20 protein-coding genes are annotated in these 20,003 nt (G+C 58.6%); 12 read left to right on the top strand and 8 right to left on the bottom strand.

Annotated elements, in window-relative coordinates; genetic code table 11:
• Positions 1-3: 3 nt before the first annotated feature.
• Entirely contained in the window at positions 4-1,062 is a 1,059-nt protein-coding gene (locus ACT2B1_RS18150) for a transporter substrate-binding domain-containing protein (protein ID WP_171124546.1), read from the bottom strand.
• A gap of 208 nt (positions 1,063-1,270) precedes the next feature.
• Between ACT2B1_RS18150 and dapE the strand changes: the two genes are divergently transcribed.
• Genes dapE through rnr form a run of 3 tightly spaced genes read left to right on the top strand, consistent with a single transcriptional unit; the run spans position 1,271 to position 5,294 of the window.
• Positions 1,271-2,410 carry a succinyl-diaminopimelate desuccinylase gene (dapE, locus tag ACT2B1_RS18145; protein WP_171240149.1) on the top strand — a complete coding sequence of 380 codons (1,140 nt, stop codon included), beginning with the start codon at positions 1,271-1,273 and terminating at the stop codon, positions 2,408-2,410.
• Position 2,411: 1 nt separating this feature from the next.
• Positions 2,412-2,987 (top strand): TIGR04282 family arsenosugar biosynthesis glycosyltransferase, encoded by a 576-nt coding sequence (locus ACT2B1_RS18140; protein ID WP_481668311.1) that lies wholly within the window; start codon positions 2,412-2,414, stop codon positions 2,985-2,987.
• A 48-nt stretch (positions 2,988-3,035) separates the two neighbouring features.
• On the top strand, positions 3,036-5,294 hold the full coding sequence (gene rnr, locus ACT2B1_RS18135) for a ribonuclease R (RefSeq protein ID WP_481668310.1): 2,259 nt from the start codon (positions 3,036-3,038) through the stop codon (positions 5,292-5,294).
• Between the two features lie 77 nt (positions 5,295-5,371).
• On the opposite strand, the gene ACT2B1_RS18130 is transcribed toward rnr, so the two are convergent.
• Both ACT2B1_RS18130 and ACT2B1_RS18125 read right to left on the bottom strand, forming a co-directional pair.
• The gene (locus ACT2B1_RS18130) at positions 5,372-5,773 is read right to left on the bottom strand and encodes a DUF1801 domain-containing protein (protein ID WP_171240152.1); all 402 of its coding nucleotides are present in this window, start codon (positions 5,771-5,773) and stop codon (positions 5,372-5,374) included.
• Entirely contained in the window at positions 5,770-6,465 is a 696-nt protein-coding gene (locus ACT2B1_RS18125; protein ID WP_481668309.1) for a glutathione S-transferase family protein, read from the bottom strand. The genes ACT2B1_RS18130 and ACT2B1_RS18125 overlap by 4 nt, the downstream gene beginning before the upstream one ends.
• Before the next feature lie 82 nt (positions 6,466-6,547).
• Here ACT2B1_RS18125 and ACT2B1_RS18120 point away from each other — a divergent pair, with 82 nt between their 5' ends.
• Positions 6,548-7,261 carry a helix-turn-helix transcriptional regulator gene (locus ACT2B1_RS18120; protein WP_171240154.1) on the top strand — a complete coding sequence of 238 codons (714 nt, stop codon included), beginning with the start codon at positions 6,548-6,550 and terminating at the stop codon, positions 7,259-7,261.
• Positions 7,262-7,348: 87 nt separating this feature from the next.
• Positions 7,349-8,623, top strand: a complete 1,275-nt coding sequence (locus tag ACT2B1_RS18115; protein WP_254449196.1) for a lytic murein transglycosylase — start codon at positions 7,349-7,351, stop codon at positions 8,621-8,623.
• A 57-nt stretch (positions 8,624-8,680) separates the two neighbouring features.
• Here ACT2B1_RS18115 and ACT2B1_RS18110 read toward each other — a convergent pair whose 3' ends face one another.
• Entirely contained in the window at positions 8,681-10,078 is a 1,398-nt protein-coding gene (locus ACT2B1_RS18110) for an aspartate aminotransferase family protein (RefSeq protein ID WP_171124530.1), read from the bottom strand.
• 75 nt (positions 10,079-10,153) lie between these two features.
• Complete coding sequence (locus ACT2B1_RS18105; protein WP_481668308.1) at positions 10,154-10,837, bottom strand: GntR family transcriptional regulator; 684 nt, start codon at positions 10,835-10,837, stop codon at positions 10,154-10,156.
• A gap of 140 nt (positions 10,838-10,977) precedes the next feature.
• On the opposite strand from ACT2B1_RS18105, the gene ACT2B1_RS18100 reads away from it, so the two are divergent.
• The 5 genes from ACT2B1_RS18100 (at position 10,978) to ACT2B1_RS18080 (ending at position 16,262) form a co-directional block, all read left to right on the top strand.
• Positions 10,978-12,063: a polyamine ABC transporter substrate-binding protein gene (locus ACT2B1_RS18100; protein ID WP_171124526.1), complete on the top strand. Its 1,086-nt coding sequence runs from the start codon at positions 10,978-10,980 to the stop codon at positions 12,061-12,063.
• 68 nt (positions 12,064-12,131) lie between these two features.
• A complete protein-coding gene (locus ACT2B1_RS18095; protein ID WP_171126390.1) occupies positions 12,132-13,259 on the top strand; it encodes an ABC transporter ATP-binding protein in 1,128 nt (375 codons plus the stop codon).
• Positions 13,259-14,149, top strand: coding sequence for an ABC transporter permease subunit (locus ACT2B1_RS18090; RefSeq protein WP_171124522.1), 891 nt, complete (start codon positions 13,259-13,261; stop codon positions 14,147-14,149). Before ACT2B1_RS18095 ends, ACT2B1_RS18090 begins: the two co-directional genes overlap by 1 nt.
• The gene (locus tag ACT2B1_RS18085; protein ID WP_171124520.1) at positions 14,146-14,964 is read left to right on the top strand and encodes an ABC transporter permease; all 819 of its coding nucleotides are present in this window, start codon (positions 14,146-14,148) and stop codon (positions 14,962-14,964) included. Before ACT2B1_RS18090 ends, ACT2B1_RS18085 begins: the two co-directional genes overlap by 4 nt.
• Entirely contained in the window at positions 14,961-16,262 is a 1,302-nt protein-coding gene (locus ACT2B1_RS18080) for an NAD(P)/FAD-dependent oxidoreductase (RefSeq protein WP_481668307.1), read from the top strand. Before ACT2B1_RS18085 ends, ACT2B1_RS18080 begins: the two co-directional genes overlap by 4 nt.
• A 2-nt stretch (positions 16,263-16,264) precedes the next feature.
• Here the strand turns inward: ACT2B1_RS18080 and ACT2B1_RS18075 are convergent, their stop codons facing one another.
• From ACT2B1_RS18075 to ACT2B1_RS18065, 3 genes are read right to left on the bottom strand one after another with little or no spacing between them, the layout of a single operon-like run.
• Positions 16,265-17,134 (bottom strand): phosphotransferase family protein, encoded by an 870-nt coding sequence (locus ACT2B1_RS18075; RefSeq protein WP_481668306.1) that lies wholly within the window; start codon positions 17,132-17,134, stop codon positions 16,265-16,267.
• A 55-nt stretch (positions 17,135-17,189) separates the two neighbouring features.
• Positions 17,190-17,852 carry a flagellar hook capping FlgD N-terminal domain-containing protein gene (locus ACT2B1_RS18070; RefSeq protein WP_171240159.1) on the bottom strand — a complete coding sequence of 221 codons (663 nt, stop codon included), beginning with the start codon at positions 17,850-17,852 and terminating at the stop codon, positions 17,190-17,192.
• Position 17,853: 1 nt separating this feature from the next.
• Positions 17,854-19,059, bottom strand: a complete 1,206-nt coding sequence (locus ACT2B1_RS18065) for a flagellar hook-length control protein FliK (protein ID WP_481668305.1) — start codon at positions 19,057-19,059, stop codon at positions 17,854-17,856.
• 111 nt (positions 19,060-19,170) lie between these two features.
• Here ACT2B1_RS18065 and ACT2B1_RS18060 point away from each other — a divergent pair, with 111 nt between their 5' ends.
• Positions 19,171-19,446 (top strand): rod-binding protein, encoded by a 276-nt coding sequence (locus ACT2B1_RS18060; protein WP_481668304.1) that lies wholly within the window; start codon positions 19,171-19,173, stop codon positions 19,444-19,446.
• Entirely contained in the window at positions 19,436-19,795 is a 360-nt protein-coding gene (locus ACT2B1_RS18055) for a flagellar biosynthesis protein FlgN (protein WP_481668303.1), read from the top strand. Before ACT2B1_RS18060 ends, ACT2B1_RS18055 begins: the two co-directional genes overlap by 11 nt.
• The last annotated feature ends 208 nt before the right edge of the window (positions 19,796-20,003 follow it).

Below are 20,003 nucleotides of genomic sequence, written 5' to 3'. Positions count from 1 at the left end.
GCCTTAGTTCCGCACCCCGAACCACTTGCGATAAATCTCGTCATAGGTGCCGTCCTCACGCAGAGACAGCAGCGCCTGATTGACGTCCTCGACCAAAGGCGAGCCCGTCGGGAAAGCGATCCCGTAATTTTCGCGCAGGAAAACACCACCGGTGACCGATGCGATCCGCCGCCCTTCATGTGAGGCAAAGTAGGCCAGGATCGGGGCATCGAACACGACCGCATCGAGCTCTTCATTCTTGAAGGCGTCAAGCAATGGGTCCAACCCGTCGTAGCCGACAAACTCGATCTCGCGCCTGTTCAGGAAATTGGCTGCGGTTGAATTGGAAATCGTGCCAACCTGCTTTCCGTAAAGATCATTGACCGAATTCACATTGCCGCTGATGGCGTCGACGGTCATCACAGAGGTAATCCGCGCGGTGAAAACGGATACGATAAACAGCGAAGATACGACCAGAACAACACCCAACAGCCGACCAAACGGGGTGCGCGGCATCCGTTCCTCGAACCCGCCATTGACCACAAGGTTCAGCGCCCACCAGAAGGACGGGAACCATGCTTCGTCCAACTTGCGGTCGAAATAGGGTTGCGAGCGGCGTTCGAATATCCACATCAGCATGCCGCCACCCAGAAGGATCGCAAAGGCAAGCCCGATGGCGATAAACAACTCGACCGATAGCAATGCCTGCAGCAGTGACGGTCGCCGCACAGCGTCAGACGGGACCATGATCTGCAAACCCGCCTCGAAAATGGGTTGGCTGAAATCCATCTGGGTTTCGCGTGAGGCGGTGATCGAAATATTTGCGATGGCCAGATCAGCAGACCCGTCCTGAACCGACCCCAGCATTTCGCCAAAAGCCTCGACTCGGTTAATCTCGTAGTCCCAGTTCAGGGACTCGGACAGCGCCGCAAGCAGATCCATCGAAAAACCGGTCTGTGCCCCATCCTCTACATAGGAAAATGGGGTACGGGTCACGGTTGCGACCGACAGCGTCTGGGCCTGGCTTTGCTGTGCGAGAACGGCGAAAGTCAGGCAGATCAAAGCGAAAAGGACTCGTTTCATCGTCAATTTACCTGTTTCGCCGCCCTGTAACTCAGTTTTGAACAAGGCGGCAAGATGGTCTTGGGGTAAACGGGCATGTTTTATTGAGATATCAAACTGAGGCCTATGCAAAAAAGCCGCGGGAAATGGGGGTGTAGGGGTTGGCAATTCACCCAATTCGTTGAATCTGTGCGCGATCCTGCGAAGCCACAATCAGAAAGGGCGAGAAATGACAGATCCGGTAGAACTCACGGCAGACCTGATCCGTTGCCCTTCGGTCACACCTGAAGAAGGCGGTGCCATTGTCTTGCTTGAGCGCACCCTGTCCGACGCCGGGTTCGAGTGCACGCGCGTAGACCGGGGCGGCGTCAGCAATCTGTTTGCCCGTTGGGGCGCGAAAGGACATGCGCGCAGCTTTGGGTTTAACGGTCACACCGACGTTGTACCTGTTGGGGATGAGGCCGCATGGACTATGCCGCCCTTCGGGGCCGAGATCAAAGATGGTGTCATGTATGGCCGCGGAACGACGGACATGAAGTCCGGTGTTGCGGCCTTTGCCGCGGCTGCCGTTGATTTCGTGCGGGACACACCTCCGGACGGGGCGGTGATCCTGACGATTACGGGCGACGAAGAAGGTGACGCCGTGGACGGGACGACCGCGTTGCTGGACTATATGGACCGCGCGGACGAGAAGATGTCGGTTTGTCTGGTGGGTGAACCGACCTGTCCCAATACGATGGGCGAGATGATGAAGATCGGCCGCCGTGGGTCCATGAATATCTGGTTCACCGTGACTGGCGTGCAGGGGCACGCGGCCTATCCGCACCGGGCCAAGAATCCGATGCCCGCAATGGCGCGGTTGATGGATCGTCTGTCCAGTCACAAACTGGATCAGGGGACGGATCACTTCGACGCCTCGACGCTGGCCGTGGTCACGATTGACACGGGTAATCCGGCAACCAACGTGATCCCCGCGCAATGTACCGGCGCGGTGAATATCCGGTTCAACGACCTGCATTCCGGGGCCAGCCTCAGCGATTGGCTGCGGGCCGAGGCCGCTGCGGTGGCGGAGGCGTTCGGGGTTGAGATCGACCTGCGGATCAAGATTTCAGGCGAAAGCTTCCTGACACCCCCCGGCCCTTTGTCTGATCTGGTTGCCAAGTCGGTTGAGGCGGAAACGGGCGTGAAACCTGAGTTGTCGACCACTGGTGGCACCTCGGACGCGCGATTTGTGAAGAACCACTGCCCGGTGGTGGAATTCGGTCTGGTCGGGCGCACGATGCATCAGGTGGACGAATGCGTTGAGGTAGCGCAGATCGAACAGCTCAAGGCGATCTATACGCGCATCCTGCGGGACTATTTCGCCTGACATGCAGCGTAGTTTGGTCATCATGGTGAAAGAGCCGCGCCCGGGGCGGGTAAAAACCCGGCTGGGCCGCGATATCGGCATGGTCGGGGCAGCGTGGTGGTTTCGCCATCAGACCCGTTCGCTGATCCGACGCCTGCGCGACCCGCGTTGGCAGATCGTGCTGGCAGTCGCGCCCGACCGCGAGGGGCTGATCAGCCCCATCTGGCCTGCTGATCTGCCACGCGCCGCGCAGGGGCGCGGAGATCTGGGCGATCGGATGGGCTGGATGCTGCGCGGGATGCCGCCGGGGCCGGTCTGCCTGATCGGCGCAGATATTCCGGGCATTACGCGTACTCATATTGCAGGGGCCTTCAAGGCGCTGGGGTCGGCGCAGATGGCATTTGGCCCTGCGCACGACGGTGGCTATTGGCTGGTGGGCGCGCAGCGATACGGCGCGCTGCCCAGCGGCCTGTTCCGCAATGTGCGCTGGTCCACCGAATATGCACTGGCGGACACGCTGTCCTCTGTCCCCGGTCAGCGCGTGGCGCTGCTGAACCCGTTGCGAGACGTTGACACGGTGGCCGATCTGAAACCCTGATCCGTTTTTGGTCATGACGCCGTCGCACGCCCGTGTTACGCCAAATACATGAGTCGTATCCCCACCAAGCAGGAGGTCCTTGACTGGATCTCGGCGAACCCCACCCTGACCTCGAAACGCGATATCGCCAAAGCCTTTGGGATCAAGGGCGCGGCGCGGATCGACTTAAAACGCATCCTGCGCGAGCTTGAGGCCGAGGGCCATTTGGAAAAACGCAAACGCAGCTATGGCGACCCGGATCGTCTGCCGCCTGTCAGCGTGTTGCAGGTGAAGGCTCCGAACGCAGATGGCGATCTATTCGCTCGTCCGCTGGAATGGCATGGCGAGGGGGTCGAGCCCATCGTCTTGCTGATAACCCGCGCCAGCGACCCTGCCTTGGGCGAGGGCGACCGGATTTTGGCCCGCCTGACCGTGGTGCATGAGGAAGACCACAACTACGAGGCCCGCCTGATCCGTCGCATCGGCACCAATCCACGCAAGATCGTCGGCATTTTCCGCAAAGGGGCCGAGGGCGGGCGGATCGTGCCCATCGACAAAGCAGGCTCGACCGAATGGCTGGTTGCAGATGGTGCAGTTCTGGGAGCCAAGGATGGCGAACTGGTCGAGGCGGAACAGGCCGGACCAAAGAACCGCATGGGCCTGCCCCGTGCGCGCATTGTCGAACGGCTGGGCGACCCAACCGCGCCCAAGGCGGTGTCGCTGATCGCAATCCACCAGCACGGCATCCCGGGCGACTTCCCCGACAAGGTGATCGCCGAGGCGGACAAGGCCAAACCGGTTGGCCTGAAGGGCCGCGAAGACCTGCGGGATATGCCGCTGCTAACCATCGACCCTTCGGATGCGCGGGACCATGATGACGCTTGCTATGCCCATGCCGATGACGACCCGAAAAACCCCGGCGGCCATGTGATCTGGGTCGCCATCGCTGATGTGGCTGCCTATGTGCAGCCCGGTACCGCGCTGGACCGCGAGGCGCGCAAGCGCGGCAATTCCAGCTATTTCCCAGATCGCGTGGTGCCGATGCTGCCGGACCGGCTGTCGGGCGACCTGTGCTCGCTGCACGAAGGCGTCCCGCGCGCCTGTATCGCGGTGCGGATGCAGATTGACGCCGAGGGAAACAAGATCGGCCATCGCTTTGTGCGGGGGCTGATGCGATCCGCCGCGTCGCTGCATTATGCCGAGGTGCAAGAGGCCATTGATGGTACCCCAAACGACCGCACCGGGCCTTTGCTGGATACGGTCTTGAAGCCGCTCTATGCCGCTTATGCCGCGCTGAAAACCGCGCGGGCGGAACGGCAACCGCTGGAGCTGGATCTGCCGGAACGACAGATCGTTCTCAGCGACACGGGCGAAGTGACCAGCGTGGCCTTCCGCGACCGGCTGGATGCCCATAAGCTGATCGAGGAATTCATGATCCTCGCCAATGTTGCCGCGGCTGAAACGTTGATCGCCAAACGCCGCCCGCTGCTGTTCCGGGTCCACGAAGAACCTGCGCCCGAAAAGCTGGAAAGCCTGCGGGAAACGGCGCAGGCGGCGGGGTTGAACCTCGCCAAAGGGCAGGTGTTGCAAACCCGGCATCTGAACGCGCTGCTGAATGCCGCCGCCGGGACCGAGGATGCCGAACTGATTAACCTGTCGACGCTGCGGTCTATGGCGCAGGCGTATTACAACCCTGAAAATTTCGGCCATTTCGGGCTGGCGCTGCGCAACTATGCGCATTTCACCTCGCCCATTCGCCGTTACGCCGATCTGATCGTGCATCGGGCGCTGATCTCGGCGCATGACTGGGGCAAGGACGGGCTGACCGAGGATGAAATCGCGCGGCTGGACGAAACCGCCACCCATATCTCGGACACCGAACGCCGCTCAATGATGGCCGAGCGTGATACGACCGACCGCTATCTGGCTGCCTATCTCAGCGAGCGGGTGGGCAATGAGTTCTCGGGCCGCATCAGCGGTATTGCCCGGTTCGGCGCTTTTGTGAAGATGGACGAAACCGGGGCTGACGGTCTGGTGCCGGTGCGCTCGTTGGGGCGTGAATTTTTCCATTTTGACCGCGAGGCCGGGACGCTGATGGGATCAGACACCGGGCTGATCATCGCCATTGGCCAACGAGTCACTGTACGGCTGACACAGGCGACGCCGGTGACTGGCGGGTTGGAACTGGAACTGCTCTCAATCGACGATCAGGCCCTGCCGCGTGGTCGGGGCCTTGCGAAACGTGGTACTCGCCGTAAGGCAGCCAGCAACAAGCGCAAAAAAGACAAGATCAAGCGCAAGGTCGAACGCAAACGCCGTCAGAGGTGAAAACGCGTTTCAGAAATATGTCGTATCGTTTTTAGTTGCCTCTTGGCTTTGTCCTGAATGCGAAAAGCGATCCAAATTTATCTGGTTTTCTCTGTTACGTGATAAGTCAGCGCCCTGGCAATCAGCCAGCCATGGCGGTTTGCGTCGATCTGCCCGGGGTGATTGAACAGGACCGCGCGATTGCCGTCCAGCCGGTCTTCGCCGGGAAAGACCGAGTTATAGTCGCCGATCAGCCGTGTCTGGCAATGCACAAAAAAAGCGAATTTGGCAGACTTGTGCCCTCCCAGCCTGAGTGTTGACCCTTTGGGCGCAAGATAGGCTGGTTGACCCCAACGCAGAGCCTCTTGCATGGGGTGCGTGTCGGGCAGCGTCTGGGCGGTTTCAAAGATCAGATCCCGCAGCGCCAGCGCACCTTTGCGGGTGCTCTGGGGGAAGGCGTCGAACACGGCTTCGACGGCAGGGTCTTTGAAGGGCATCATACGGGAATCGCCTGTTCTATGCGGTCGGAGTAGCTGCTGAGCAGCGTATCTTGTTTGATCCGCCGGGTCAGCGGCGTTTCTACCGGTGTTGCGCGCATCGCTGCCAGAATTGGGCCCACGCTCATATCTGCTGCCGTGGGGGTGTCCCCCATCAGGAAGGGAGATTGCCAAAGCAACGCGGAAATCGACTCGAGATCGCGTTCCAGACGTCCACGGCGTTCGGACTCTGAGAATCTCGATACACCAACCCCGTCCAGACGCCTGAGCACCGACCGGCGAATTGCATTGGTCACAGGCTTGCGGATCAACGCTGGGATTTCGGTAAAGAACGTGTCGCGCAGAATCGGCCATGCCTCATCGTTGCCCCAACGATCCAGTACAATGTGGTGATAGATATGCTCTTCGGCCATGCGGATCAGGGCGCGGGACTGCGCTTTTTGCGCTTCAGTCAGCCCCTTGTCGAATTCGGTGCCCTGCGATTCCAGCCAATCCCGGATCAGGTCGCTGTCGGGCAAAAGACGGTCCGGTGTGCGCAGGACGGGCAGCTTTTGGTGGGGCATTTTGCTGGGGTTCAGCAGGTCGGATCGCTGCCAGCGTTGGCCTGAGTATTGCAGCATCAGGGCCGTCTTGACGCAGAATGGGCTGGCGCTGAAAGATCCAAAAGCGGCTGGAAAGGTCAGTAAGGTCAACATTGGTAACTCCCTTGGTTGGACGCCACTTGGTTACGTTGAGCTGATGACAAAAACTGTCATTAGGACTACGGTAACTTGCGCTATGTCCCGCACCGCCCGTCTGTTCCAGTTGATGCAAGCCTTACGCTCTGGCCCAACGCCGAAAACATCGGTGCAATTGGCGCAGGATTTGGGTGTTTCAGCCCGTACCGTTCATCGTGACATAGGCGCGCTGCGTGGTTTGGGCGCAGTGATTGACGGAGAGGCGGGGTTCGGGTTTACCCTGATCGAAGACGCGACTTTACCGCCATTGGGCTTTACCGATGATGAATTGGAAGCCTTGGTTCTTGGCCTGCGCGAGGTGCAGTCGATCGGTGATCCGGGGTTGGCCGAAGCCGCCGGTGACGCGCTTCGAAAACTGCAGGGCCGTTTGCCGTCGCGCCAATCTCATCGGTTAAGTCACGCGGTACTCGCCGCCGCCCGGTTTGCACGCCCGGCCAAGCCGACAATCGAAGTGGCCGATCTGCGGCGGGCCACATGGGCCGAGCGCACCATTGATTTTGCCTATACGGACGGCAAAGGCGAGGAAACGCGCCGAAGGGTGGACCCGCTTAGTATTGTCTATATGGATCGCGCCAGCGTTCTGCTGTCGTGGTGCCATCTGAGACAGGATTTCAGGGTCTTTCGTTTGGATCGCATGCGCGAAATGTTCGTAACAGACGATAGCTTTAGGCCAAATCGCGTTCCTATGTTGCGGCAAGCGCTGGCCCAGATACGGGCCGAGCGGGAAGCAAAAGATCGCGAACAGAACACATGACCGCTTTGTCGAAGCGCGGTTTTGCGCTATTCTGTGGATGAGCAGTAATCAGGAAAAATCGGAATGCGTAAATGCATAGGCGGCGTCATGACCGCTGCATTATGGGCATCCATAGTGCAGGCGGAATCGCAGGAAAAGTCAGATGGGTTGCAGATCTTGCAGTTGGCTTCGGCTGATGTAACGGTCTCGATCCGACCGGTCGTTCGACCACCAGCCAAGGAGTATCGGGTGTCTACCGAAGGAAACGCGCGGTTTCAGGCGTGGCTGGGTGCCTTTCGTGAGCGCGCCCTTGAACAGGGCATTTCCGCTGCGACTTTGGACCGGTCTCTGGAAGGTCTGACATATGACAAGGACGTCATCAAACGGGACCGCAATCAGGCGGAATTCTCAAAGCCCATTTGGGAATACCTGGACGCGGCGGTCTCGGATCGGCGCGTTTCGGATGGCCGCGTCGGATTGCAGCGCCATAGCGATACGCTGACCCGGATTGAGGCGCAGTATGGCGTTGAAAAAGAGGTTGTGACCGCGATCTGGGGGCTTGAGACATCCTTTGGATCCTTCAGGGGAAGTGACCACACCATCCGATCTTTGGCCACGCTTGCGTTTGATGCGCGTCGCGCGCGGTTCTTTGAAACCCAGTTGATTGCCGCGTTGCAGATCATTGAGGCCGGGGATGTCAGCCCGCACAACATGGTCGGAAGCTGGGCCGGGGCGATGGGGCATACGCAGTTCATGCCGACCTCGTATCTGGATCACGCCGTGGATTTTGACAGGGATGGCCGACGCGACATCTGGTCGGATGACCCGACGGATGCGCTGGCCTCTGCCGCGTCTTATCTGGCGCGCCATGGTTGGACGAAGGGGCAGCCGTGGGGCGTTGAGGTGCGCCTGCCCCGTGATTTCGATTTTTCTACTGCCAAGCGCGATTACACTCTGTTGCCATCTGAATGGGCGGCGCGGGGTGTAACTGCAATGAATGGCGAAGCCGTGGCGGATCATGGGCAGGCCGCGATCCTGCTACCTGCGGGCGGGCAGGGCGTTGCGCTTATGATTTTTGATAATTTCAGCGTGATCGAGGCGTATAACGGTGCAGATGCTTACGTGATTGGTATCGGTCACCTTTCAGACCGCCTGTCCGGTCGTGCCCCGTTTCAGGCCGGTTGGCCACGCGGCGACCGCGTGCTGAGTTTCACCGAAAAAAAGGAACTGCAGGCGCGGCTGACCCAAGCAGGTTTCGATACGCAGGGCATCGACGGACGGACCGGCCCCAATACGATCAACGCCGTTCGCGCTTATCAACTGGCACAAGGGCTTTTGCCCGATGGGTATCCCAGCCTGACACTTCTGGAACGTATGCGTTAAAAAAGGGCGGCTCCAAAGAGCCGCCCGTTTCAGTTTCCAAACAAGGTCAAATGCCACTTATGATGCGGCTTTCATCAAACCCTGTTCGATGATGTCGGTTTGTGCCTCATCCAGCGATTTGTGGATACGCACGAACATCTCGTCGATCTCTGACGGAGTCAGGATCAGCGGCGGCGAAATGATCATACGGTCGCCAACGTGGCGCATGATCAGATTGTTGGCAAAACAACGATCGCGGCAGATATAGCCTACTGTGCCGGGGGCCGAGGCGAACTTGGCGCGGCTGGCCTTGTCCGGGGTCAGGGCAATCGAGGCCATCATGCCAACGATCTTTGCCTCACCCACCAGCGGATGATCGGTCAACGCCTCCCACTTTTCCTTGAGGTATGGCGCGGCGACGTCGCGGACGTGCTCGACGATCTTTTCCTCTTCAAGGATACGCAGGTTCTCCAGCGCAACGGCAGCCGCAACCGGATGGCCGGAATAGGTGTAGCCGTGATTGAACTCGGTTCCGCCGATGACTTCGGCAATCTCATCGTTGACGATTGAGCCACCGATGGGCGCGTAGCCCGAACTGAGGCCCTTGGCGATGGTCATGATATGCGGGCGGATACCCACGGTTTGTGACCCGAACCAGTTGCCGGTGCGGCCGAACCCGCAGATCACCTCATCCGCGATCAGCAAGATGTCGTACTTGTCGCAGATACGCTGGATTTCGGGCCAGTAGGTGTCAGGTGCCACGATTACACCGCCCGCGCCCTGCACGGGTTCGGCGATGAAGGCCGCGACACGGTTTTCACCCAGTTCAAGAATTGCCTCTTCCAACTCGCGCGCACGGGCCAGGCCAAAGTCTTCGGGCGACATGTCGCCGCCTTCGGCCCACCAGTTCGGCTGGTTGATGTGGTGGATGTTCGGGATCGGAATGCCGCCCTGCGCGTGCATTCCGGCCATGCCCCCAAGCGAGGCCGAACCGACGGACGAACCATGATAGGCGTTGTGGCGGCTGATGATGATGTTCTTGTCGGGTTGGCCTTTTTCGGCCCAATAGGTGCGCACCAGACGGATATTGGTGTCGTTGGCCTCGGACCCGCCAGCGGCGAAGAAGACATGGTTCAGGTCGCCGGGCGCAAGTTCGGCCAGCTTATTGGCCAGCGCAATGGCGGGAACATGTGTGGTTTTGAAGAAGGTGTTGTAATAGGGCAGCTCTCGCATCTGGCGGGCGGCGACCTCGGCCAGTTCGTCGCGGCCATAGCCGATATTTACGCACCACAGGCCCGCCATGGCATCCAGAATTTCTTCGCCTTCACTGTCAGTCAGATAGACGCCCCTGGCACGGGTGATGACGCGCGCGCCTTCTTTCCCCAGCGCGCCATTGGCTGAAAACGGATGCATGTGATGGGCTGCGTCAAGCGCCTGCAATTCGGCGGTTGGCATGTGATTGGTGATGGTCGACATCAGGGAATCTCCTGCAAGAGCGGTTGGTGATCACAATATGATCAAATTTTTCCCTGTCAATCGAATCGCGTTGATCTAGACGTTCGCAAGTGAGTCCGCCATGAGCTCCATCCCCTGTTCGATGTCCTGAGCGGTTGCTTTTGCAACAAGATCGGCGTTTTGATCACGAAGCGCCCGGATAATATCCTTGTGGCGGTCAGGAAGGCTCTGGGTTCCGAATTGGCCACAGACCACACGCAGGGACGGCCCGAACCGGAGCCACAGGCGTTCCGCCAGATCATTGAGAATCGGCGCGTCGGCATGAGCATAGAGCGTTTCGTGAAACAGATGATTCAAACGCAGGTAGCCGCTGACATCCCCATCGGCGATTGTTTGATCCAACTGTTGATCAATGCGTTCCAAATGATCGACGTCCGCAGGTGTTAGATTGGCCGTTGCCTGCCGTGAAAGCTCTGATTCTATTGATATTCTTGCATAAATCATCTGCTTGACGTCACGCGTTGACAGCATGGGCACGCTGACCCGTCGATTTCCTTGGAACACCAGTGCTCCGTCGGAAATCAACCGCCGGATAGCCTCACGCACGGGGGTCATTCCGGCGTTTAGCGAATCAGTCAGTCCCTGAATGGTGACGGGCTGCCCGGGAACCAGATCGCCATACATGATCTGCGATCTGAGTGAATGATAAACCTGTTCGTGTGCAGGCCGCTTTGGCCCACTGCCGGACGACCCGACCGCCTTATTTTTGATCAAATCCAATTGGTTTGCCCTGTTTCCAATGATGCTGACTTGCCAGGTGCCTGACCTCGTGAAACCATACGCGGGATCGGGGGAAAACGCAAAACTTGATCAAATCCAAAAAAACGGGAAAATACCCGGACACTTGCAGGGAGAATAAAATGTCAATCAAAACGCTGACCATGACAGCGGCCATCGCACTGGGGACTTCGGCAGCCTTCGCCGAAGAAGTGCGCGTCTACAACTGGTCCGACTATATCGACGAAGAGCTTCTGACGAAATTCGAGGAAGAAACCGGTCTGACACTCATCTACGACGTGTTTGACAGCAACGAAGTGCTGGAGACCAAAATGCTGGCTGGTGGGTCGGGCTATGACGTGGTTGTCCCGTCCGGCACGTTCCTTCAGCGTCAGATTCAGGCCGGAGCGTTTCAGGAACTGGACGCGTCACAACTGTCCAACTCGGGCAATCTTTGGGACGTCATTCAGGAACGCACCGCCGGATACGACCCGAACAACGCCTATTCGATCAACTACATGTGGGGCACCACCGGTATCGGTGTGAATGTCGCCAAGGTCAAAGAGGCGCTGGGCGACGATGTTGCCCTGAACAGCATGGATCTGGTGCTGAAGCCAGAAAACATGGAAAAGCTGGCTGCGTGCGGTGTGCATTTCCTGGACGCACCAGCGGAAATGATCCCGATGACTTTGCAGTATCTGGGTGAAGACCCGGACAGCCATGATCCGGACGTCATCAAAAAGGTCGAAGAAGTTCTGACCAGTGTCCGCCCGCATATCCAAAAGTTCCACAGCTCGGAATACATCAATGCGTTGGCGAATGGCGATATCTGCGTGGCCGTGGGTTGGTCTGGTGACATTCTGCAGGCGCGTGACCGTGCGGCCGAGGCCGATAACGGGGTCGAGATCGAATACCACCCGTTTGCCGAAGGCTCGCTGATGTGGTTCGACCAGATGGCGATTCCGGCGGATGCTCCGAACCCTGAGGGCGCACACAAGTTCCTGAACTTTATTCTGGATGCCAACAACATGGCTGCCGCGTCGAACTATGTGTACTACGCCAACGGCAACCAGGCGTCGCAAGAGTTCCTTGAGGAAGACGTGATCGGTGATCCGGCGATCTATCCGGATGATGCGACGATGCAGAACCTCTACATCACCACGCCTTATCCGGCGAAAACGCAGCGGGTCGTGACCCGTCTGTGGACCAAGATCAAATCGGGCACCTGATCCGATTTACCAAGGCAGGGCGGCATGTCCGCCTTGCCCTTTTTCCAGATTGCCGAACGGGGGCCGTAGTGAACTCTGAAGTATTTGCGCCGTGGGAGGACCCGCAGGCGAAACCCTTGATCCAGTTCCAGAATGTCACCAAACGATTTGGCGACTTTACGGCGATCGACAACCTGTCTCTGGATATTTTCGAGAAAGAATTCTTCGCTCTGCTGGGGCCATCAGGCTGCGGCAAGACCACGATGATGCGGATGCTGGCGGGGTTCGAAACGCCCACCGAAGGCCACATCATGCTGGGTGGTCAGGATATCGACCCGATCCCGCCGAACAAACGGGCGGTGAACATGATGTTCCAGTCCTATGCGCTGTTTCCACACCTCAGCATCTGGGAAAACATCGCTTTCGGCCTGCGCCGGGACAACATGCCCAAGCACGATCTTGAAGATCGGGTCGAGGAAATGCTGCGCCTGACCCGGCTAACGCAATTTGCGCGCCGCAAACCGCACCAGATCTCGGGCGGGCAGCGGCAGCGGGTGGCGCTGGCCCGGTCTCTGGCCAAGGCGCCCAAGCTGCTGCTGTTGGACGAACCGCTGGGTGCGTTGGATAAGAAACTGCGGCAGGACACGCAGTTTGAACTGATGGATATTCAGGAAAAGACCGGCACCACCTTTGTCATCGTGACCCACGACCAGGAAGAGGCCATGACCGTGGCCAGCCGCGTGGCCGTTATGGATCAGGGCAAACTGATGCAGGTCGCTACCCCGGATCGGATTTATGAGAACCCGAACTCGGTCTATGTCGCCGACTTTATCGGAGACGTGAATATCATCGAGGGCCGTGCCTCCGCCAATGGCGAGGATACCTATCAGATCGACTGGGCCGAAGGGCAGGCCCCGCTGACAGCGACCTCGGCCAACGGGCTTTCGCAGGGGCAGGCTTGCCATCTGGCGATCCGACCCGAAAAGGTAACGATTTCCGCCGACCGTCCGGCAGATGCGATCAACGCTGTGCAGGGCAAGGTGCATGACATCGCCTATCTGGGCAACCTGTCCACCTATCACGTTGAGCTGCCCAACGGCACGATCATCAAGGCGCAGACGGCCAATACCCGCCGCATCTCACGCCGTTCATTCACTTGGGAAGACCCGGTCTGGCTGTCTTGGACAGCAACGGCTGCGGTTCTGCTGGCCGACTGATGCGCCGCGCGTTCCTGATCGCCATTCCTTATGTCTGGCTGCTAGCGCTGTTTCTGGTGCCGTTCTTCATCGTCCTGAAAATCTCGCTGTCGGATATCGCGTTGGCGATTCCGCCTTATACACCGACTCTGGACTTTTCGCAGGGCTGGGCGGGGATAAAGGATTTCTTCAGCCAGTTGGACTTTGAGAACTTCATCTGGCTGACCGAGGACGACCTGTATTGGAAGGCGTACCTGTCCAGCGTCAAGATCGCTGTGATTTCCACGTTTTTCACGCTGCTGGTGGGCTATCCCATCGCCTATGGCATGGCCCGCGCGCCGGTCGAATGGCGACCGACGCTGATGATGCTGGTGATCCTGCCCTTCTGGACCTCATTCCTGATCCGCGTTTACGCGTGGATGGGCATCCTGTCGAATGAAGGTTACTTGAACCAGCTTCTGCTTTGGACGGGCATCATTTCGACCCCGCTGACCATTTTGAACACGCAGACTGCGGTCTATATCGGGATCGTCTACACCTATCTGCCGTTTATGATCCTGCCGATCTATTCGGCGCTGGAGCGGATGGATGAATCTCTGATCGAGGCCGCTGAAGATTTGGGCTGTTCGCGCGTGCAGGCATTCTGGCTGGTGACGATCCCACTGTCGCGCCCCGGTATCATCGCGGGCTGTTTCCTGGTCATGATCCCGGTGATCGGTGAGTTCGTGATCCCCTCGCTTCTGGGCGGTTCGGGTACGCTGATGATCGGTAAGGTGCTGTGGGAGGAGTTCTTCTCGAACCGCGACTGGCCCGTTGCCAGCGCCGTGGCCGTTGTGCTGTTGCTGATCCTCGTGATCCCGATCGTGCTGTTCCAGCGCAACCAGCAGAAACAGACGGAGGCCGAGCAATGAACAGGCTAAGCTGGTTCAACGCGGTCTCGCTGACGCTGGGATTTGCGTTCCTCTACATCCCGATGATCATCCTGATCATCTTTTCCTTCAACGAAAGCAAACTGGTCACCGTCTGGGCCGGATTCTCGACCAAATGGTATGGTGAGCTGGTCCAGAACGAGGCATTTCTGGATGCCGCCTGGGTCACGATCCGGGTGGCCGTCTTTTCGTCAACGCTGGCGACTGTTTTGGGTACCGCCGCGGCCTATGTGTTGGTGCGCGGCGGGCGGTTCTTTGGGCGCACGCTGTTTTCCGGCATGATTTACGCCCCGCTGGTCATGCCCGAGGTGATCACGGGCCTATCGCTGTTGCTGTTGTTCATCGGCATCGGACTGGATCGCGGTATCCTGACCATCGTGCTGGCGCATACGACATTTTCGATGTGTTTCGTCTCGGTCGTTGTCTCGTCGCGTTTGGTGACGTTCGATCAGTCGCTTGAAGAGGCCGCTCTGGACCTTGGTTGTTCGCCCGCGCAAGCGTTTCGCCTGGTGACGTTGCCGATCATTGCGCCTGCCGTGATCTCGGGCTGGTTGCTGGCCTTTACCCTGTCGCTGGACGATCTGGTGATTGCGTCCTTCACCTCGGGGCCGTCGGCGACAACCTTGCCGATCAAGATATTCTCGGCCGTGCGTCTGGGGGTCAGCCCCGAGATCAACGCGCTGTCGACGTTGATGATTGCTGTTGTGACCGTGGGCGTCATCACCGCGTCTTTGGTCACAAAACGCGCCATGATGCGGCAGAAACAGGATGAGATGGCGGCGGCCCGTACCGAATGAAACGGCTGTTCCCGGATTACACCTATGGCTCCGGCCCGCGTGAGGGCTGTTGGTGGGACGAGACAATCGCCGCCCCGGATTGGCCGGACCTGCAGGGCGATCTGAGTGTTGACATAGCCATCGTCGGGGCAGGGTTCACGGGTCTGTCTGCGGCCCTGCATCTGGCTAACGCCGGGGTTTCTGTTGCCGTGCTCGAGGCTGAAACACCCGGTTGGGGCGCGTCAGGCCGGAATGGTGGGTTTTGCTGTCTCGGTGGCTCGAAACTCAGCCACAAAGCGATGGCGCGGATTTACGGAGCCCCGGCTGCTGAACGCTATGACGCGGCAGAAGCAGAGGCGGTTCACCTTGTTGCCGAGTTGTTGGACGCCCACGGGATCAACGCGGAAACCCATTCAAAAGGGGAAACCCAACTGGCCCACACCGCGCGTGCAATGGAAAAACTTCGCCGAAACGCAGACGCATCCGGAGTGCTGCACGAGGCTCAGGACCTTCCCGGGCTTGGCATCGGGGGGGCGTTTTATGGCGGATACACCAATCCGGTCGGTTTCGGCCTGAACCCCAGAAAATACCTGTTCGGACTTGCGAAAGCGGCAGCTAAGTCCGGTGCGAAGCTGTTTCAGAAAACTGGTGTGCACGCCCTACAGAAATCCGCGCGCGGTTTTGACCTTCGTACAGCGGCAGGCCGGGTGCGCGCTGAAAATGTTCTGATCTGCACCAACGGATATTCAAGCGAAGATATCCCAAACTGGATGGCAGGCCGCTACATGCCCACCCAGTCAACGGTTCTTGTGACGCGCCCAATGTCCGAGGGTGAGTTGCAAGCTCAGGGCTGGACCACGGATCAGATGTCATACGATACGCGCAACCTGTTGCATTACTTCCGTCTTATGCCGGACCGGAGGTTCCTGTTCGGTATGCGCGGTGGTTTGCGGTCATCGGCCAGGGCCGAAGCTGCAATTCGTCAAAAGGTTCAATCGGACTTTCGGAAGATGTTCCCCGAATGGGCGCATGTCGACGTCACGCATATGTGGTCCGGCATGGTGTGTTTGTCCCGCGATCTGATTCCGTTTGCCGGGGCGGTGCCGGGGCAATCAGGGTTATTTGCCGGGTTTGCGTATCACGGAAATGGTGTCGCGATGGGCACCTATTGCGGGCGTGCCCTGTCCCGACTGGTCTTGGGGCAGGATGCGGGGCTGCCAGAGGTGATTGGCCAAATTCCCGGCCGTTTCCCTCTTGGGTTCTGGCGGCGTGCTTTGCTTCCACCGGCATATGCAATGATGTCGCTTGCCGATCTTTGATATTACCCAAGGGTTGCGATTTCCAAATCCAATGCGGCTGAGTAATCGGTCGCACCATTTTCTACGCGCCACAGACAATATGCCGCCATCCGCCACGCAAACCACTTTTGTAGTTCGCGGTATCTGTGCGTTATCTCAGGTTGGTCATAGGCAGACAGGAACTGCGCCTCTTCGGCTGCGCGCAACGGGGCACCGCGATAAAGCTGTTGCATCCCGGGCGACAGGAACAGTGCGATATCCTCGCAGGGATCGCCACGGGCCGGACACTGCCAATCAATGAGCGTCAGCCCCGTTGCATTCACCAGTATGTTTCCGGCAACCGGGTCACCGTGAACCAAACAGGTGTGGTTTGTTGCAGGCACCGGGCTGACAGGGCGCAATCGCGCAAGTTGTGCCTTTTGATCCGAACGGCACATGTCCAGAATTTGTTGCGTCTGATGCGCAAGATCGGCGCTGCCGTTGCGCCCTGAGGGCACGTCTATCGAGATGTTCAGCATGTGCAGTTTGCGCAGCAAAGCGGCAACGCAGGTTGTTTCTGACTGCCATGGTGACCCGGGCGCGTGATCATAAAACACCCAAAGGCCGTTGTCGTGTTTGCCCGTTGCCCGCAGGCGTGGCGCAAAGCCCATCGGTTCCAGCGCATTCAGGCATCGGGCTTCCAGTTCGGCGTCGTTGCGAAACAGCGGGTTGCGCAGCTTGGACCGATAGAGTTTCAGCACTTTGTCCCCGTCACCGCCCAGAACCTTCCAGACCTGATTGGTGCGGCCCCCATACAATGTCTGAAACCGGGCACTGGCGTCGACAATGCCCGTGCTGCGGAGGTGGTCAACAAGATCACGTGGTGGGGCGGTTTGGTCGGGCAGAAGGTTCACCAGTTCTGTAAGCGAGTTGAATCAGGCAAAGCTTTGGCCTGCCTTGGCCGTCAGATCAAGTTCCAGATCGTACGGCACTTACCATGCTGACGGGTATAACTTGCCCGCTTTCCAGCGTTAGCAACAGCGCGTCATCCACGGCCTGTGCTTCGACGACGCGGTTATACGCTGATGCTGTCTGGTCGGACAGCAGATCCTCTCCATCATAGCTTTCCAACGTGGCGGAATAGGTCCCTGCAGGAACTGAATTGTCAGCGCTGTCTGTCCCGGTCCACACGAACTCGGAATTGCTGGGGGATGCCGGGACGCGGTCGACGACCGTTCCATTGGCGTCCCGAACCACGATAGATGCTGAGCTTGCGGCGACGTCGGGTTGCGCGAACAGTTTGACCGGCGCACCGTCAAATTGAAAGGCCGAGGCCGATCGCACATCCATTCCAACCCAGCCCGCAAGTTGTTCCAACCCGACATTGCCCATCGACACGGACAGGCCGGACAGCAACGCGTTGGTTTGTGCCTGCTGCTCGACCATTGAAAATTGTGCCAGTTGCGACGCGTATTCTGATGAATCCAAAGGCTCCAGTGGGTCCTGGTTTTTCGCCTGAGCGGTCAGCATCAAAAGGAATGTCTCAAAATCTGATTTTAACCCCGTTGTCTGAGGCTGAGAGGCCGGTGTCTGAGCGCCGGTTTGTATGGTGGAGGTGGTCGGATTGATCATGTCAAAGCCTTATGTCGATGCGCCCAGACGCACCAACGCGCGATGGGACCTGTGTATTTGAAGGGGAGGGGGCCTCCCGCTCTGGTTCAAATGGCGATTGGGCCAAGTCGTCCTGACCATTCTGTTGGGCATCAGATGAATATCCCAAGTCGAAAGACAGATCGCTGAAACCAAGGGCCCTGAACTCTGCCTCAAGAACGGAAATATGGCGGCGCATGATGTCCAGTGTTTCCGGGCGCTCGGCCGCGATTGTCAGGTGGACGCCATCGTCGCGGCCATTCAGTACGATAGAAACGCGCCCCAGCTCTTCGGGGTTCAATGCTATTTCTATCGCCCCGGCCTGAGGTCGCGTATGTATGACGGCGGCCATCTGCCCGGCAATGGCGCGCGCCACTTCAGCGCGAACGTTTGCCCCAAGTGCATGCACGGCTGAGGTGGGTTCCTGGGTAGTCTGCAAAGGGGAATTGTCCCTTAGCTGTTGAGGTGCCTCCATGTCCGGAACCTCAGCCTCAGCTTGGGTGTCCTGCTTTGTCATCAATTGCATTTGGACGAATTGCTGCGCCTTGTCCGGCGCGGAAGGGGCCTTTATCTGCGGTGTACCATCTGCGGTCTCGCGGCTGGGAACAGCATCCGTTTTCGACAGTTCAGCGGGTGCGGACCCGGCTTGGCCCGGGGTGGGCGGGATACCAAACCTTGCGCTGTGCAAGAGTCTACCCTCAGCAGACGTTGGAGCGTTACGCGCTAGGCTTTCCGTTCGGACAGGCGGAACCTCTGTCACAGGATCATCTGCAGAAACTTTAGGGCTGTCTTTGGAAAGGCCACCTGACGGAATTTCCACCCCGTTTTTCTGGTCCGAAACAGAATCGTTTGAATGGTCGTCGGCTGCCCAAACGGCAAGGCTTTTGCCCTGAACCTCGCCCTTTGGTTCGGACAATGAAACCTGTCGCGACGCGACATCTGGAATGGCCACGATGTTAGGTGTTGCGTCCATCGGCTCGCCGTTTTCGACCGTTTCCGACGGGTCCCCCCCGGTTTCCGGAACCGGATCTTCAGTAGGATGGGCGTCTTCAGCCTGTTGTATGATCTGTTCTTCCAGAACGGCTTCAAACGATCTTTCCGCCTTTTGCTCAGGCATATCAGTGGACGATCCGCCGGATTTGGCATTGGCGTTGGACGGGGCGATCGCTGTCAAAAGAGGGTTGGGCATTTTGCTCCGACTCCGGTTGTGTGAACCGAAATCTGACCGCAGGAAGTTACGTTTATTTTAACCGCTTTCATCTTTGTTCGACAAAGTTCGATGCAAATTTCGGAGAAAGTGATGAAAGTAGCTGTCCCCGTTTCCCAACCAATGCCCCCGTCCTCGGTCGAAAGACTAAAAACCGCAGCGGTTGAGCTTGAGGCAACTTTTCTGACCGAGATGCTGAAATCCGCGGGGCTGGGCGAGGGTCGCCAGTCTTTTGGCGGTGGGGCCGGTGAGGACCAGTTTTCGACTTTATTGGTTCAGCAGCAGGCGCATCAGTTGGCCAAGGCCGGTGGGGTCGGCCTGCAAGACGTTTTGTTCCAGTCCCTGATGGAGAAGGCCCATGCCGAGTAAATCCGAGTCTGACGTGATCACCTCACTTGAAGAGGTTCTGGATCTTGAGCGGACCGCGCTTGTGCAGGGCGATCTGGATCGGTTGGGTCAAATGATGTCCGAAAAGGAAAAGTTGATTGGCGCGCTCAACCAGTTTCGGGTTCGGGAAAGCGATGAACTTGTTCGGCTTCAGAGGAAGGTCGAAAGGAATCAGGCGCTTCTTAACAGTGCGGCCGACGGGATTCGGGCCGTTGCCGATCGTATGGCCGAACTTCGCCGCGTTCGAAACGAGCTCAGCACCTACAGCGCCGAAGGGCAACGCAAGGGTTTTGCGGTTCGCAGCAACGCCACGTTGGAGAAACGCGCCTAGCGTCGGGTTTGATTCAAATCCGAATTTTCCGGATTGCGGGTCTTAGCACTCCGTTAGGGGATCGGCGGCAATGGTGGCGACGCACCTGAAACGGCAGGTGGCGCGAACAGCCGGACGGCCGATCGCAGTGATCAGAAAGACGTTAAAGCCCGCAGGTGGTGCGGGGTTGGCACGGGCACAAAGGGCCCATACGAAAAAAGGAAGACGT

The organism is Ruegeria sp. S263 (assembly GCF_056780525.1).
Note: the sequence above shows the minus strand (reverse complement) of the source record. Positions and strands in the feature narration are given on the sequence as shown.

Excerpts from the sequence above, each read along its gene's own strand:
- ACT2B1_RS18110 (WP_171124530.1), bottom strand. The coding sequence starts at position 10,078 with ATGTCGACCATCACCAATCACATGCCAACCGCCGAATTGCAGGCGCTT.
- ACT2B1_RS18125 (WP_481668309.1), bottom strand. The coding sequence starts at position 6,465 with ATGTTGACCTTACTGACCTTTCCAGCCGCTTTTGGATCTTTCAGCGCC.
- ACT2B1_RS18070 (WP_171240159.1), bottom strand. The coding sequence starts at position 17,852 with ATGATCAATCCGACCACCTCCACCATACAAACCGGCGCTCAGACACCG.
- ACT2B1_RS18100 (WP_171124526.1), top strand. The coding sequence starts at position 10,978 with ATGTCAATCAAAACGCTGACCATGACAGCGGCCATCGCACTGGGGACT.
- ACT2B1_RS18150 (WP_171124546.1), bottom strand. The coding sequence starts at position 1,062 with ATGAAACGAGTCCTTTTCGCTTTGATCTGCCTGACTTTCGCCGTTCTC.
- ACT2B1_RS18090 (WP_171124522.1), top strand. The coding sequence starts at position 13,259 with ATGCGCCGCGCGTTCCTGATCGCCATTCCTTATGTCTGGCTGCTAGCG.
- ACT2B1_RS18080 (WP_481668307.1), top strand. The coding sequence starts at position 14,961 with ATGAAACGGCTGTTCCCGGATTACACCTATGGCTCCGGCCCGCGTGAG.
- ACT2B1_RS18120 (WP_171240154.1), top strand. The coding sequence starts at position 6,548 with ATGTCCCGCACCGCCCGTCTGTTCCAGTTGATGCAAGCCTTACGCTCT.
- dapE (WP_171240149.1), top strand. The coding sequence starts at position 1,271 with ATGACAGATCCGGTAGAACTCACGGCAGACCTGATCCGTTGCCCTTCG.
- rnr (WP_481668310.1), top strand. The coding sequence starts at position 3,036 with ATGAGTCGTATCCCCACCAAGCAGGAGGTCCTTGACTGGATCTCGGCG.
- ACT2B1_RS18130 (WP_171240152.1), bottom strand. The coding sequence starts at position 5,773 with ATGATGCCCTTCAAAGACCCTGCCGTCGAAGCCGTGTTCGACGCCTTC.
- ACT2B1_RS18115 (WP_254449196.1), top strand. The coding sequence starts at position 7,349 with ATGACCGCTGCATTATGGGCATCCATAGTGCAGGCGGAATCGCAGGAA.
- ACT2B1_RS18085 (WP_171124520.1), top strand. The coding sequence starts at position 14,146 with ATGAACAGGCTAAGCTGGTTCAACGCGGTCTCGCTGACGCTGGGATTT.
- ACT2B1_RS18140 (WP_481668311.1), top strand. The coding sequence starts at position 2,412 with ATGCAGCGTAGTTTGGTCATCATGGTGAAAGAGCCGCGCCCGGGGCGG.
- ACT2B1_RS18055 (WP_481668303.1), top strand. The coding sequence starts at position 19,436 with ATGCCGAGTAAATCCGAGTCTGACGTGATCACCTCACTTGAAGAGGTT.
- ACT2B1_RS18065 (WP_481668305.1), bottom strand. The coding sequence starts at position 19,059 with ATGCCCAACCCTCTTTTGACAGCGATCGCCCCGTCCAACGCCAATGCC.
- ACT2B1_RS18060 (WP_481668304.1), top strand. The coding sequence starts at position 19,171 with ATGAAAGTAGCTGTCCCCGTTTCCCAACCAATGCCCCCGTCCTCGGTC.